The sequence below is a fragment of the Candidatus Angelobacter sp. genome, assembly GCA_035607015.1.
Lineage (GTDB): Bacteria > Verrucomicrobiota > Verrucomicrobiia > Limisphaerales > AV2 > AV2.
Genome location: DATNDF010000081.1, coordinates 1 through 14112 on the forward strand (window position 1 = coordinate 1; position 14112 = coordinate 14112).

14 protein-coding genes are annotated in these 14112 nt (G+C 57.8%); 7 read left to right on the forward strand and 7 right to left on the reverse strand.

Features of this window, described 5'->3' with window-relative positions; all coding sequences use genetic code 11:
• Positions 1-270 precede the first annotated feature (270 nt).
• The 7 genes from VN887_03320 to VN887_03350 all read left to right on the forward strand — a co-directional run bounded on the left by VN887_03320 (position 271) and on the right by VN887_03350 (position 8487).
• Positions 271-750, forward strand: coding sequence for a (2Fe-2S)-binding protein (locus tag VN887_03320; protein ID HXT39031.1), 480 nt, complete (start codon positions 271-273; stop codon positions 748-750).
• Complete coding sequence (locus VN887_03325) at positions 747-2906, forward strand: molybdopterin cofactor-binding domain-containing protein (GenBank protein ID HXT39032.1); 2160 nt, start codon at positions 747-749, stop codon at positions 2904-2906. Before VN887_03320 ends, VN887_03325 begins: the two co-directional genes overlap by 4 nt.
• A gap of 321 nt (positions 2907-3227) precedes the next feature.
• Positions 3228-4532 carry an MFS transporter gene (locus VN887_03330; GenBank protein ID HXT39033.1) on the forward strand — a complete coding sequence of 435 codons (1305 nt, stop codon included), beginning with the start codon at positions 3228-3230 and terminating at the stop codon, positions 4530-4532.
• A 503-nt stretch (positions 4533-5035) separates the two neighbouring features.
• Positions 5036-5317 carry a hypothetical protein gene (locus VN887_03335; protein ID HXT39034.1) on the forward strand — a complete coding sequence of 94 codons (282 nt, stop codon included), beginning with the start codon at positions 5036-5038 and terminating at the stop codon, positions 5315-5317.
• Between the two features lie 333 nt (positions 5318-5650).
• Complete coding sequence (gene proC / locus VN887_03340; protein HXT39035.1) at positions 5651-6466, forward strand: pyrroline-5-carboxylate reductase; 816 nt, start codon at positions 5651-5653, stop codon at positions 6464-6466.
• 7 nt (positions 6467-6473) lie between these two features.
• Complete coding sequence (locus VN887_03345) at positions 6474-7712, forward strand: AI-2E family transporter (GenBank protein ID HXT39036.1); 1239 nt, start codon at positions 6474-6476, stop codon at positions 7710-7712.
• 139 nt (positions 7713-7851) lie between these two features.
• Positions 7852-8487, forward strand: a complete 636-nt coding sequence (locus tag VN887_03350; GenBank protein HXT39037.1) for a hypothetical protein — start codon at positions 7852-7854, stop codon at positions 8485-8487.
• 63 nt (positions 8488-8550) lie between these two features.
• Here VN887_03350 and VN887_03355 read toward each other — a convergent pair whose 3' ends face one another.
• The 7 genes from VN887_03355 to VN887_03385 all read right to left on the reverse strand — a co-directional run bounded on the left by VN887_03355 (position 8551) and on the right by VN887_03385 (position 14028).
• Entirely contained in the window at positions 8551-9132 is a 582-nt protein-coding gene (locus tag VN887_03355) for an HAD-IA family hydrolase (protein HXT39038.1), read from the reverse strand.
• Between the two features lie 50 nt (positions 9133-9182).
• Positions 9183-10262: a peptide chain release factor 1 gene (prfA, locus tag VN887_03360; GenBank protein ID HXT39039.1), complete on the reverse strand. Its 1080-nt coding sequence runs from the start codon at positions 10260-10262 to the stop codon at positions 9183-9185.
• A gap of 63 nt (positions 10263-10325) precedes the next feature.
• Positions 10326-10574 (reverse strand): 50S ribosomal protein L31, encoded by a 249-nt coding sequence (gene rpmE, locus VN887_03365; protein HXT39040.1) that lies wholly within the window; start codon positions 10572-10574, stop codon positions 10326-10328.
• A 229-nt stretch (positions 10575-10803) separates the two neighbouring features.
• Positions 10804-11172 carry a response regulator gene (locus VN887_03370; GenBank protein HXT39041.1) on the reverse strand — a complete coding sequence of 123 codons (369 nt, stop codon included), beginning with the start codon at positions 11170-11172 and terminating at the stop codon, positions 10804-10806.
• 149 nt (positions 11173-11321) lie between these two features.
• Complete coding sequence (locus VN887_03375; GenBank protein HXT39042.1) at positions 11322-12182, reverse strand: hypothetical protein; 861 nt, start codon at positions 12180-12182, stop codon at positions 11322-11324.
• 167 nt (positions 12183-12349) lie between these two features.
• The gene (locus VN887_03380; protein ID HXT39043.1) at positions 12350-12922 is read right to left on the reverse strand and encodes a tRNA-(ms[2]io[6]A)-hydroxylase; all 573 of its coding nucleotides are present in this window, start codon (positions 12920-12922) and stop codon (positions 12350-12352) included.
• A gap of 47 nt (positions 12923-12969) precedes the next feature.
• On the reverse strand, positions 12970-14028 hold the full coding sequence (locus VN887_03385) for a hypothetical protein (GenBank protein ID HXT39044.1): 1059 nt from the start codon (positions 14026-14028) through the stop codon (positions 12970-12972).
• Between the last annotated feature and the right edge of the window lie 84 nt (positions 14029-14112).

Below are 14112 nucleotides of genomic sequence, written 5' to 3' on the forward strand. Positions count from 1 at the left end.
GTATGCGCGAAGCGCGAGCGATGCCGGACTCCAGTCGGCCTACGGCCTCCTTCCGTCCAGCATCGCGAAGAATAGAAACCGAACGAACAACAAACCGGCAGAACTTCAGTTATGAAGTGTCCCACCAACGGGGTCAGGTCACACTCCCGACCTGGATTTGCCCGCCCGTTGAATCCCAAGACGCTCGCAAAAGAACAAAGAAACCATTTCTCAGATGCCGGAGTCTCTAATAAAGTATCCAGTGGCGCGACAAATTGAACCCGTCGTTTTATGGCGAAAGTCACTGAGCTTCATGTCAATGGCAAGGCGCTTCGGGTGGACGCTGATTCCGAGCGCACCCTGCTCAGCGTCCTGCGGGACGATCTCGATCTGACCGGGACCAAGTACGGATGTGGCGAAGGACAATGCGGGGCGTGCACTGTTTGGCTCAACGGATTTCCCGCGCGTTCCTGCCACACATCCGTAGGCGACGCCGCTCAAAAGAAAATCACGACCATCGAGGGTCTGGAACAAGACGGGCGGCTGCATCCCCTGCAAGAGGCGTTTCTGGACGCCGGCGCTATGCAGTGCGCCTACTGCACGTCCGGCATGATCATGTCGGGCGCGGCGTTGCTCCGGCGGAACCCGAATCCATCCGAGGAGGAGATCGTTCATTTCATGGAGGGCAACATCTGCCGCTGCGGAACGTATCGGCGGATCATCATGGCGATCCAGGGGGCGGCCAAAGTGATGAAGGGAGGGACTGGATGACAGCTCAGGTCGTGCCCGAACTCAACGTGGAACCGGAGCGATACGAGTTGCGAGCGGCGCCTGTTTATCATTTTGATCTGGCGCGGCGCGATTTTTTCAAAGTCTTCGGCAGTGGCATTGTCGTTCTCTTGCTGCTCGAGGAAGTCACTGCGCAAGAGTCGGGCGGGGGACGACGGCGCGGTGGCGGCCAGCGACGTCCCCAGGAACTGGGCGCATGGCTTCATATTGGCAAGGATGGCGTCGTCACGGTTTTCACCGGCAAGGCCGAAGTGGGACAAAACATTCGCACTTCGCTCTCCCAGGTCGTCGCCGAGGAATTGCGCGTTCCGGTTGTTTCAATCCGGTTGACCATGGGCGACACCGAGTTGACGCCTTTTGATGCCGGGACGTTTGGCAGCCGCACGACGCCGGACATGGCAGCCCAGCTTCGCAAGATTTCCGCCGCAGCGCGCGAGGCGTTGGTCGGGCTGGCGTCGGAACAGTTGAAAATTGAGCGAAGCCAGCTGGTGGTCGAGAGCGGGAGAGTCACCCATCCGGGGTCGAATCGTTCCGTGGCCTTCGGTGAACTCGCCGGGGACCAAAAACTCCTTAAGACGGTCGCCGATAATCCGGCGACGACGCCCGCCGTGGATTGGAAAATCGCCGGCACTTCGGTTCCCAAGGTTTCCGGACGCGACTTTGTGACGGGCGGACACAAATACACGCCGGACATCAAGCGACCCGGAATGTTGCACGGCAAAGTCCTTCGTCCGCCCGCGTTCGGATCGACACTTACATCAGCCGACACGGGAACGGCAGAGGCAATGCCGGGCGTGGTTGTCGTTCGCGACGGTGATTTCGTCGGCGTTGCGGCGCCTGATGAACAGATTGCCGAACGCGCCGTCGCGGCGATTCGCACCGAATGGAAGACCTCGCCGCAGACCTCGGACAAGGAATTGTTCGATGAGCTGAAGAAGACCTCCTCGACATCCGGCGGCAGGGGCGGCGGGGGCAACCAGACGGGTTCGATGGAGGAAGGACTTGCCGCTGCCGACCACAAACTCCGACAGACCTACACCATCGCATATATCGCCCATGCGCCACTTGAGCCGCGCGCGGCGGTCGCGGAATGGAAAGATGACAAGCTGACGGTGTGGACGGGCACGCAACGGCCGTTTGGCGTGCGCGGGGACCTCGCGCAGGCGTTTCGTGTTCCCGAAGAGCGCGTTCGTGTCATTGTGCCTGACACCGGCTCCGGCTACGGCGGCAAGCATACCGGTGAGGCGGCCGTTGAAGCTGCGCGACTGGCCAAAGCTGCGGGCAAACCGGTGAAGCTGGTCTGGACGCGCGAGGAGGAGTTCACCTGGGCTTACTTCCGCCCGGCAGGAGTCATCGAAGCAAGCGGCGGCGTGCGCGCTGACGGAACCATCACCGCATGGGAGTTTCACAACTACAACTCCGGCGGCTCGGCCATCCGCCCGCTTTACGATATTCCGAATCAGAAGGTTGAATTTCATTCCGCTCGTTCACCTTTGCGTCAAGGCTCGTATCGAGCGCTTGCCGCCACGGCAAACCACTTTGCGCGCGAGTCGTACGTGGATGAACTGGCGCACGCCGTGAAGATGGATCCGCTTGAATTTCGATTGAAGAACCTGAAAGACGCGCGGCTGCGGGCGGTGCTGGAGGCTGCGGCCAGCACGTTTGGATGGGGGAAAACAAAACTACCGTCCGGGCATGGCGCCGGTATTGCGGTCGGCTCGGAAAAAGGCTCCTGCCTCGCAACGTGCGCCGAGGTCGGTGTCGACCCTGCCGGCGGGAAGATCAGGATTGTCCGTGTCGTTCAGGCCTTCGAGTGTGGAGCGATTCTCAATCCTGATCACCTCAAGAACCAGAATGAAGGCGCGATCGTGATGGGTCTCGGCGGCGCGCTGTTTGAAGCCATCCGGTTTGAAAACGGGAAGATCCTGAATCCACAATTCTCCCGCTATCGTGTGCCGCGTTTCGCCGACGCACCTCGAATTGAAATCGTCCTGCTCGACCGCAAGGACTCACCTTCGACGGGAGCGGGCGAGACGCCGATCGTGGGCATCGCGCCCGCTGTTGGCAATGCGATTTTCGACGCGACCGGCGTTCGTCTCCGTTCGCTACCAATGTTACCCAACGGTCTGAAGGTTTAGGTTCACGCCTCCTGCTCCTTGGAGGGAGACCCGGCTTTATGTCAACCAGGGCGACATCATTAGCCATGCGCGATACGGGCGTTCATGAGCCGGTACCCGTGAGTTTGAAAAGCGCGCTCGATTGGAACGCCGGGTGCAACTGGATGATATCAAGCGACGCCGAAGAAGCGCTCCGACCCGGAATGCGCTCACTTGAGCGGACGGCGCGGTGAACCAAACTATTTTTCCCAGGAGCTGAGTCATCACCGGTTGCGCGTCACTCTCGTAATTCAGACATTCTGCTTGGAGTTTGCGGTCCGATGATGCTTTGTTTTCTGGACGATGGAACCCGGTCCGCATACGGAGCCGCTGCCGTCGCCGTCAGGTGACGGCGGGCAAGAGGGCGCATACGCCATTCTCCGCAACCGCGATTTTTCCCTGTACTTGATTGCTCGGTTTATCGCGGCCCTAGGAGCGCAGATGCAGGCGGGCGCGGTCAATTGGGAACTCTACGAGCGAACACATTCGCCGTTGATGCTCGGTCTGATCGGCCTGACCCAAATGGCGCCGATGGTTCTATTTTTTCTTCCAGCGGGACATGTGGCCGACAATCACAACCGCAAACGCACGATTCTCGCGACGATCCTTCTTGCTGCGCTGTCGAGCGTGGGTCTGGCGCTGGTTTCCGCGTTTCGGGCCGAGGTGTTCTGGATCTTCTGTTGCATGTTCGCAGGAGGAGTCGGGCGCACTTTTCTTTGGCCCGCCAGCCAGGCGTTCCTGCCACAGCTTGTCCCGCGCAGAGTTTTTTCCCGCGCCGTGACGTGGAACACCGGGGCGTTTCACTTGTCCTCGGTGATCGGCCCGGCCGTGGGGGGCGGGCTGATTGCGCTGACGCACCATGCCGCGATCGTTTATGCAATCAACGCGGTGGCGACCCTGATTTGCCTGGGACTGATCGCGCTCGTGCGCAGCCGCCAGGCCCCCATCGTGAAGGAAGAAATATCCCTCGCTCGTATTCTCGCGGGGTTTAAATTCGTCTATCGTACCAAAATCATTTTCGGGACGATCACGCTCGATTTGTTCGCGGTGCTGTTGGGTGGCGCGACAGCGTTGTTGCCCGCCTACGCGAAAGACATTTTGCATGTCGGGCCTGGCGGGCTTGGCTGGCTGCAGGCGGCGCTTCCGCTTGGGTCGGTGGCGTCTGCATTTTATCTCACTCACCGCCGCCCCCTGCAAAAGGCCGGGCAGGCGCTGCTTTGGTCCGTGATCGTGTTCGGGCTGGCGACGGTCGCGTTTGGCCTTTCGAAGCATTTCTGGTTTTCGCTCGCGATGCTGTTTCTCTGCGGAGCGGTCGACAACGTCAGCGTCGTGGTCCGCCATACCCTGGTGCAATTGCTCACTCCCGACGCAATGCGCGGACGGGTCTCCGCCGTGAACAGCCTGTTCATAGGCACCTCCAATCAGTTGGGCGAATGTGAATCCGGCACGGTCGCCCATCTTTTTGGACCAGCGATGGGAAACGCGATTTCAACCGGGGCAATCATATCCGTGGTCTCGGGCGGCATAGGCACAATCCTCGTCGTCATTGCCGTCGCGTTGATCTGGCCTGAGATTCGCAAGTACGGACGATTGGATGGGTCAGCGTAGCAATGCGTCACCAGCAGCGAGATCGGACGGAGGCGCGTACTTAAAAGAGCCGGCCTTCCGCCTGTTTTGGAGTTGGTTTGGGCGGTTATAACACGGTTTGTCTGGGGTGGGCATGGGTAAAATGGACGAACCGGCAAGGATCGGCGTCCGATTCCGTCGTCTTATTAACAAGGCATCACTCTTGCTATTTGCAATGTTGCCGGCGCGGGTGCGTCGGCCTACAGTAACTTGTTCCGATCGCCGCGCGGATATGTCGCACGACACCGCGCGGCGATTTGCTTTTGTGAACATCAAAAACCGCGCATTTGGCGTCTGAAACTCGGAAGACGCTGCCGAGATTGGCTGGGGGGGGGTGTTTTAATCCGCGGGACGAGGCCTTTCCAATCGGGATTTGAAATCTCAATTTAACTGCAAAGTATCAAGCTGCGGCAGCATTGGATTTGCAATGCATGGTCTTCCATTTAAGATCAATGCCACCGAGCAATTATTATTGTAACCAATTGATGAGCAATGCGTTGATTGATTATCATCTGGACATTAAAAAGCTGAGAACAGAAGGTGCTTTGACCCTTGATTCGATGGTAGATTCAGAGCGACAACCACATGCTGAGCCACCGGCTGGGCGCATTGCCGTCTTCGAAAAGGGGACCTTAGTCGGTTCATTTGAGTCGTGGCGTCAAGCCGTACAATTCATACGTGCCAACCATTTGCGTCGCGCAACGCTGGTTCCCGAATCGCACGGAATTCATCCGCACAAACGAACTAATCCAGCCGTGTCGTTGTAACCGCCATCCTGCGCGGCAAGAGGCTTTGTCCCGTTTGGAAAGCTTGTTGAGCTTGATTTATCATTTATCATACCTCGAGTCCCTTCGGTAGCCGGTACGGAACCAGAGCAGCGGATCTCAACCGCGAATTCATGCATTTCTCAGAATGAGATGATGGCATGGTGACTATACTGTTGCAAAGAGGTCGGCGGTTCATCTGAAGAATTAAAACCGAAGGAGTGGCTTGTTGCGGTTTCATGGTTCGTTCTGTCAGTTGAGCTTTCCCGGGTGGGAGCAAGCAATTCGCAATTTTCACGCTCGACTCGCGTCTTCTGAACTTGAACAATCCCGCGTATGTCTGCCAAACCCAACATTGGCTTTCTTGGCGCGGGTAAAATGGCTTCCGCTTTGGCCAAAGGATTCATTTACGCGAAAATCGCCAACGCGGACCAGATCGTGGCGAGCGATCCAATCGACGCGGCCCGTTCGACGTTTGCTGAAGAGACACGCGCGAAAGTAACACATTCCAATATCGATGTGGTCAAAGCGGCAAATGTGCTTCTGCTGGCTGTAAAGCCCGACCACGTTGTCGGAGTCCTCAAGGAAATCCGGGGTTCGTTGACCGAGAAGCATCTACTTATTTCCATCGCGGCGGGGGTGACGCTGGCGAAACTGGAGGGAGGACTGGGTGAGGGGGCGAGAGTCATACGCGTGATGCCAAACACGCCGGCGCTGGTCGGGTCTTCGGCCACCGCTTACGCGCTCGGCAGGAACGCAACAGCGGAAGATGGCCGCCTGGTGCAAAAGCTGTTTTCGTCGGTCGGCCTGGCCTTTCAACTCAAGGAATCTCTGCTCGACGCCGTGACGGGTCTCAGCGGCAGCGGTCCGGCGTACGTTTATACGATCATCGAAGCGTTCAGCGATGGGGGCGTGGCTTCGGGACTACCACGTGACGTGGCCACGAGGCTTGCTGCGCAAACCGTGCTCGGCAGCGCGAAAATGGTTCTGGAGACCGGCCAGCATCCGGGCGCGCTCAAGGATATGGTCGCGAGCCCGGGCGGGACTACCATTGAGGGTCTGCACGAATTGGAGAAAGGCGGTCTGCGCGCAGCCCTCATGAACGCCGTTCGTGCCGCGACGGAAAAGTCGAAAAAACTGGGCCAGGGGTGACCGGCAAATGGACTTCCCGCCGCCCACATCCAGGCAAGCCCGAGTGATCTGGCTGGCCGTCACCGCGCTGGCTGTGGCAGTCATTATCGCAGTCGTGGCGGGCGCGGTTTGGGGACTCGGCAAGGTTCTGGGGTTGCTTTCGCCCGTGCTCTGGCCGCTGGCGGTCGCGGGAGTCATCGCCTATTTGCTCGATCCGGTGGTGGACTTCATTGAACGTCACGGTGTGCCGCGCACCCGGGCCATCCTGTGTGTGTTCGCGCTGGCGGCGGTGATCGTGCTCGCGTTGTTCGGCAGTGTCGTACCGCAAATCGTCCGCGAAACACGCGACCTGGCCAGGAAGATTCCCAGCTACGTCGTCCGTGTACACCACAAGGCTCAGGATTGGATCAACAACCCGCCGAAAATCCTCCAAAAGTTTTTGAAAATTTCGCCCGACACCAATGCCGGCACGAATGCGCTCAGCACAACTAACGCCGAGACAAGTCTCACCAACGCGCCTGCGGCTCCGGACTCTAGCCCGGAAGCGCCTTCGATCTGGAGCAGCGCGCTCGACACCGGGACATTACAGTCCGCCACAGGCTGGCTGGCGAAGGCACTGCCAAGGGTCGGTTCATGGCTGTTCGGCCAGGTTTCGAGGGTTGCGTCCATCTTCGGCGTGCTAGCAGGACTGGCGTTGATCCCGGTTTACGCCTTTTATTTTCTCCTCGAAAAGGAAGGCATCGAAAGCAAATGGACGGATTATCTGCCGATCGCGAAGTCGGATTTCAAGGATGAACTGGTCTTTGTGCTCCGCTCCATCAACGACTACCTCATCGCCTTCTTCCGCGGACAGGTCATCGTCGCCTTGTGCGACGGTATTCTCTACACGATCGGTTTTTTTATTGTCGGCCTGCCCTACGCTTTTCTGCTCGGCGTCATGGCGACGGTGCTGACCATGATCCCGTTCCTAGGAGCGATCACTACGTGCGTCATGGCGTTGATCATCGCGTTCGCGCAATTCGGCGACTGGCCGCACCTGCTCGGCGTCCTGGGTGTGTTTGCCGTCGTCCAAACGCTCGAAGGACTGGTCATCTCGCCAAAGATCATGGGCGACCGTGTCGGACTGCATCCGCTGGCCATCATCATAGCCGTCATGGCTGGCACGACACTGCTGGGGGGATTACTCGGCGGCATTCTGGCCATCCCGCTGACGGCGGCGCTCCGCGTGATCATGTTTCGCTACGTGTGGAAGAAACGGGAAGCTTGAGAAGTGCCGCCTTTTCTCACCGCTAAATCCTGCCATCACAACATAAAACCGATGCTGGAAAAGTTGCTGTACCGGGAGTAACCTGACAACTGCGAAACGGCATAGATTGCATGTCGCGCCGCCCAGTACAATGTTAACGGTGAAAATAACGGTCGCGATAGCATTCGTCCTGACCCTCTCGATTTGTGGACATAGTGAGTCCACCAATGGTCTGCCCGATATGGACTATCGCCGTTTTTTTGAATTTTTTGTCCAGCACCCGGCTGAGGAACGAGGTGTTACGAACATTTATGCGGAATTGCGACAGGAGCTAAGTGCGAAGGGATTCACGAACGTTACCGAGTTGGACCTTCGGCGAGACCCCAGCATCTATGTCACAAATATGTTCAGGATTCACGCAACGTTGCCTGCAAACTGCCTCGACTGGCCACCGCCAGACACCAACAAGATGGATGGTGTCAAGAGGTTCATCAGTGAACACGGATGGAACATGCCGGAACGCAGTGCCCGGGATATGATGGTTGGTCGCGGCACCAAGCCTATTACTGGTTTGCCGTGGCCTGCCATTTACGATCGCACATTCGATGCGTACACGAGTGAACGATGGCTTTGGGTCATCCTGCACGGGCCAACGTCTTTCGGTCCCGAGCACGATGGACTGTTGTGGAGCCTTCAAACTAACCGGCCACCGTTTCCGGGCGTTACGTGCAGGCCATTGGGCAGCGGTTGGTACGCGTTTGTGTATCCCAAGAGAGATTCTGTAGAGAAGCCTTAGACGAAATATCAAAGATCATGTCGTGCCCCACCTCTATCCGGTCGAATGCGGTCTTAAGCTGCCTCATAGCTTCACGAGCAGTTTACGCACATCCACCGCTTCCATTCCGGCGGCTTTGATCGCCTGCAAGCCCAGTTCGGTGTCTTCGTAAGCGCGGCAGAATTGCGGCGGCACACCGATGCGGCGCGCCGCTTCGAGGAAAATGTCGGGGGCGGGTTTCTGGCGAGGAACGTCCTCGCTGGTCACAATCGCATCGAACAGTTTCACGATGCCGAGATGTTCGAGCACTTGCGTGATGATTTTCTTCGTGCCCCCTGATGCCACGGCCAGGGGAATTTTTCCGTGATGCTCGCGCGCCACGGCCACGACCGCGTTGACCGGCTCCACCTGATGCAACAGTGGCAGATACTCGTTCTCTTTCTCGTGCGCGACGGCGATGTGATCAATCGGCACGCCCTGCTCCCGGCTCAACATTTTCAGAATATCACGCGTCGGCACGCCGCCCAGTGCGTAGAAACGGTCTTCCGGAAAATGCAGTCGGTGACGTTGCGCGATGGCCGACCAGGCGCGCCAGTGCAGCGGCATGGTGTCGGCCAGCGTGCCATCGCAGTCGAAGATGATTCCTTTTGGGGATTTAGGATTCATCGGGAGGGGGAATGTCGTCTGTCACTTTGTTTGCGCTACCGGCGATCAGTTCACAATTTCAATGCGACCAGCCGCTCCTCCAGGTCGTGTGCCATCAACGGCTCGATGAGGCCGTCAATGTCGCCGTCAATGATAGCGGGCAGATTGTGAAGCGTCAGTTCGATGCGGTGATCGGTCACGCGGTTTTGCGGGAAATTATAGGTGCGGATGCGTTCGTTGCGTTCACCGGTGCCGACTTGCGCCTTGCGCTGCGCCGCGTACTTCGCGTTTTCCTCGGTAACACGCTGTTCGAGTAATCGCGAGCGCAACACGGTGAACGCCTGCTGTTTGTTCTTTTGCTGCGAGCGGCCATCGGCGCAACGAACAATCAATCCGCTGGGCTTGTGAAGGATTTGCACCGCGGAGTCCGTCGTATTGACCCCCTGGCCGCCGGGGCCGGAAGCGCGGCAGACCGTGATCTCCAGTTCCTCGGGTTTGAGTTGCACGTCCACCTCTTCGGCTTCCGGCAGCACGGCCACGGTTGCGGTGCTGGTGTGGATGCGGCCCTGCGCCTCGGTTGCCGGGACGCGTTGAACGCGGTGGACGCCGCTTTCGTATTTCAAGCGTTTGAACACATCCTGCCCGCTGACGCTGAAAATGATTTCCTTGAACCCTCCGAGGTCGGAGGGACTGGAATCCAGTGTCTCCAGCTTCCAGCCGCGCGATTCAGCGTAACGGCTGTACATGCGGTAAAGGTCGGCGGCGAACAGCGCCGACTCCGAGCCTCCCGCCCCGGCGCGGACTTCGATGATGGTGTTGCGTGAATCGGCGGGGTCGGGCGGCACAAGGCCCCGCTGCACGTCCAACGCAAGGCATTTCTCCACGGCTTCGAGTCGCGTGATTTCCTCTTTTGCCATTTGCGCGATCTCGGAGTCTGCCGCCTCTGAATCGAGCAGTTCGCGATTGGCCGCCAGATCGACCACGGTTTTCAAATACGCCGAACCGTGCGCCGCGAGTTCCTTCAGCCGCGCGTATTCCTTCGACAATTCCTGGAAGCGCTGGCGGTTTGCGAACACTTTTGGATCGCTCAACGCCCCTTCAACCTCGGACAATCGTGCGGAGAATTTCTCCAGGTACGGTCGCAAATCCATTTGAGAAAAAAGCATCCGCCCGCAGAGTGGGGGCACTACTGCGGGCGGATGCGGAAAAGTCAGCTACTTCTTTTTCTTTTTTGCGGCAGCGGCGGCTGTTGCCTGGGCTGCCTGCGTCTTGGCGAGACGCTGCTGGAATTTGTCCACCCGGCCGGCGGTATCAACAAACTTTTGCTGGCCCGTATAGAAGGGGTGGCAGACGTTGCAGATGCCGATCAAAATCGTCTGTTTCGTGGAGCGGGTCTTGATGACGTTGCCGCACGCGCACCGTATTTCCGCGTCCACATACTTCGGATGAATGTCAGCTTTCATAACAAAGGCCCGGAAACTTAACAGTGATTGGCGTGTTGACAAGCGCTAATTTACCTCAATCGCGCCGAATTTATCGGAACCGCGCCTTCTCCATTCATCCCCCCTCGTCCGCCGGACAACAACTTGCATGGCACACCCTTGCTTCCGGTTTGCAATGGCTTTCGGAAGGAGCGATCCGCGAAAGCTGAACGACCGAAGACTGGATCGGAGACCGGACGATGGGATTGCATCAGGCATGAAGCGCGCGTTGCACTTCAGCCCACATCTGGTCGAGCGGCTGGGTTTTGTTCAAATAACCCACGACCCCCTTCTGGCGGGCTTCCTGAAGGGTCTTTTCGTCGAGCCCAATTCCCGAAAAGAGGATGATTGGGAGGGTCGGGCGGTTTTTCCTGATGGGCTCCAATAGATCAAGGCCGCTTGTCTTTTCGCCCAGATTGATGTCGAGGATGACGAGGTCAATCGACAACTCGCCCACGAGGCGCAGGGCGTCCGCAGCCGTGCTCGCCGTGGTCACGGTGGAGCCCCGGCGTTTGAGGTAGATCGACAACAATTCGCGCGTGGGGGCCTCGTCATCCACCACCAGGATATGTCCGCTCATCAGTTTCTATCTTTTCAATTCGGACCGAAAACGCAAGCAGAACGCTTGCGGTCGCCAGCACAACCCGCGTAGTCAATGCAGGGAACAACAATTTCGCGACGCCGGACATCTGATCTGATTGCCGCGGAGGGTCCGGATGAAGTGCGCCGTTATTTGATGACCAGGTGTTGGACCCAATTGCCGGGTTTCGTCTTTCCGACCCAAAAAGCCTCGCCGACGCCGACGAGCGGCGGGTTGGAGTCCCATTTTTTTGGATTGTATTCGTAAATAACGTAATTCTGGCGATCGCGGTCGAAGAGATGAACGACGTCCCCTTCGCCGATCGGGAACCCCAGATCCGAATGCAGGCGCCCGGGCTTCGGAATCTGCGAGCTGCGAATGGAAAAACCGGAAGAGATGGGAAGCAGCAAGTTCCCTTGGGCCACTTCGCCCGTGAAATTGATGTTCTTGAAGTCGGAGGTTGGGTTAAAAAAAATCGCCCCTTCGCCGGGTGCCAAAGTTTCGTTCGGGTTGGTCCACTTGCCTCCTTTGACCGCGTTCTCGGTCAGCTTGAACAGCCGCGTGTCGAACTTGTTCAGCATCGCGCCGTCTGGCATGTGGGCAAAAACCGAACCAACGGTGGAGGAAGGCGCGTGCAGGGGATTGGCGATCATCGAGTACCCGGGCGGCACGTTGATGGTCACATAAGCCACCACATTGTCGGAAAGGACGACGTCAGCAAGCACGCGGTAAAACCGATAGGTGAATTTGGAAGCATCCGAGTCCACGTAGTCCACGGGTTCGCCGTTCGATTTCCCCGCGGACATCGCCTGCCAGATCTGCAGGTTGGGGGAGACCTGAATCTCGTAGCTGGCCCCTTTTGGAACCTGAAACTTGAACTGGAAGGGTCCGTACGGAAACCGCACCGCAGAATGCAGGTGTGGGGGCGCCATCACAGCCGTTTTGCCTTTTTTGCCAAAAAGGTTGAAAATGGATTCGCTCACGCTGCCCAGAATATTCTTTGGATCCATGGTTGGGCGCCGTTCAATCTGGTCGGATGAGCAATTCCTACAACTTTCCGTCTCCTTTGGCAACCTCTCGCCACGAAATCATTTGGAGAAAGAATACGCAAACGTATTGCGTGTTTTCCCTTCAGCGCTTTGCCCGCCTGGCGGCCCGCAAGTCCGGGGCTGGCCGACTAGTGCAGCATTGCCAGCGGGTTTGGCTGCCGAATCAATGCCGCGTCGAGGTCGAGGTAAAAATCGAGCCGGCGGTCGGTCTCCGCGTCGTCAATGGCCCGCGCCATCAGAATGTAAGCCGCATAATGATTACCTTCCGACTCGACCAGGCCCGCGTAGAATTTTGCCAGCCCGGAGTCAATGGGTTCCAGTTCGCGGGCGAGGATCTGAAATTTTTCACAACTGCGCCCCTCAATGAGCGAGCAGCAGATGAGATGATCAATCACCTGGTGCCGCTGGCCATTGCGCACGGACTTCATCAGACCGGAAATCCATGGGCTCGGATACGGCTGGCCGAACGCAATGCCGCGCCGCTTCAGCAGATCGAGCACGAGCTGAAAATGCTGTAGTTCCTCAATGGCAATGGCGTTGAGCTCTTCGACACGCGGATACAGGTCGCGGTACTTCTCCAGATTCAACGCGGTCGTGGCCGCCTTGCGTTCGAGGTGCGCGTGATCCACGAGAACAGCGGGCAGATCGCCCAGTATTTTTGGCAGCCAGTTGGGCGGGATTTTATCGCGAAACAACAGCATGTCCAAATGCTAATCGGAGTCTCCGCCCCGGCAATCCGCAAAAAATTCTATTTTGTGGAATTGGCCGGCCAGATCGGCTTGGGCCAAACGACATCGTTCGTGCCGCCGCCGTCATCACGGAAATTTACCCCAACGGAATACAGCGTAAACTCGCCATCGACTTTCGGTCGGTAAAGCAACGGCCTGCCGACGTATAAATCCACAGGCAAGACGCTCACGAATTCAGGCTGCAACTCCTTCAATTCGGAGGGCAGTTTGCCGTGGCGCACCTTGCAGCGCTCGATTGCAATGGCGGCGATGGCGAGCTGGCGCGACGTTTCATTCTTCGCCAGTGTCTCCAGTACTCGCCGCATATTGGGGTAGTGCATGGCCGACCAAAGATATTTGTACCTCCGAACTCCTGAGAAAGCTCTCTCGATATCCGTTTGAAATTCGTCAAAGTCCGCCGCGATTTGGCGATAGGAGTTGCTGACCGCAAGCTCATGCGTCAAATCAATGAATCTCTGTTGATACTGACAGTAGAACCAGAGATCCCCGTCGGCCCACAACGTTTCCCAAAGCCATCCGAGAGCTTTTTCCGGAAGATCAGCCATTGAATGCCCGCGATTCAAGATTCCAAAGGCCGTGGCGTTCCGATTCGTCTTCAATGCGCAATACCAGTCCAAGCCGACGGCCCGTTCTGCTCGAATTGCCTGTTCCATTTCTTTGAAGAAAGAGAGGCTCGCGAGCTTGTCCTGGAGTTCAGCCAGTTGGCCGTCCGTCCATCCCGGAGCCCGGAGTGCCATCCAAACCGCGTCCACCGCCAGACCTGCCATGACCGAACGAATCATCTGATCCACAATCGTCCAACTTTCGGCGTGTAGATGTGCCATGCCGACCAGCGCGAGCAGGTCCTGGTGTGCCAGCGAAAGATCACCCGAGTGAAGATCGCACATCGTGATGTCGTGAAGCGACTGTGCGACGGTGCGCATTGCCACGAGATTTATCGCCTGGGGATATGCCATGCTAAAGGTGAGGCCGGTGTAATCGCGGCCCGAGTCTTTTGGCGGATCGCGCATAGCCTCGTGAACTGAAGCTGACCTGACCCCGTTGGTGGGACACTTCATAACTGAAGTTCTGCCGGTTTGTTGTTCGTTCGGTTTCTATTCTTCGCGATGCTGGACGGAAGGAGGCCGTAGGCCGACTGGAGT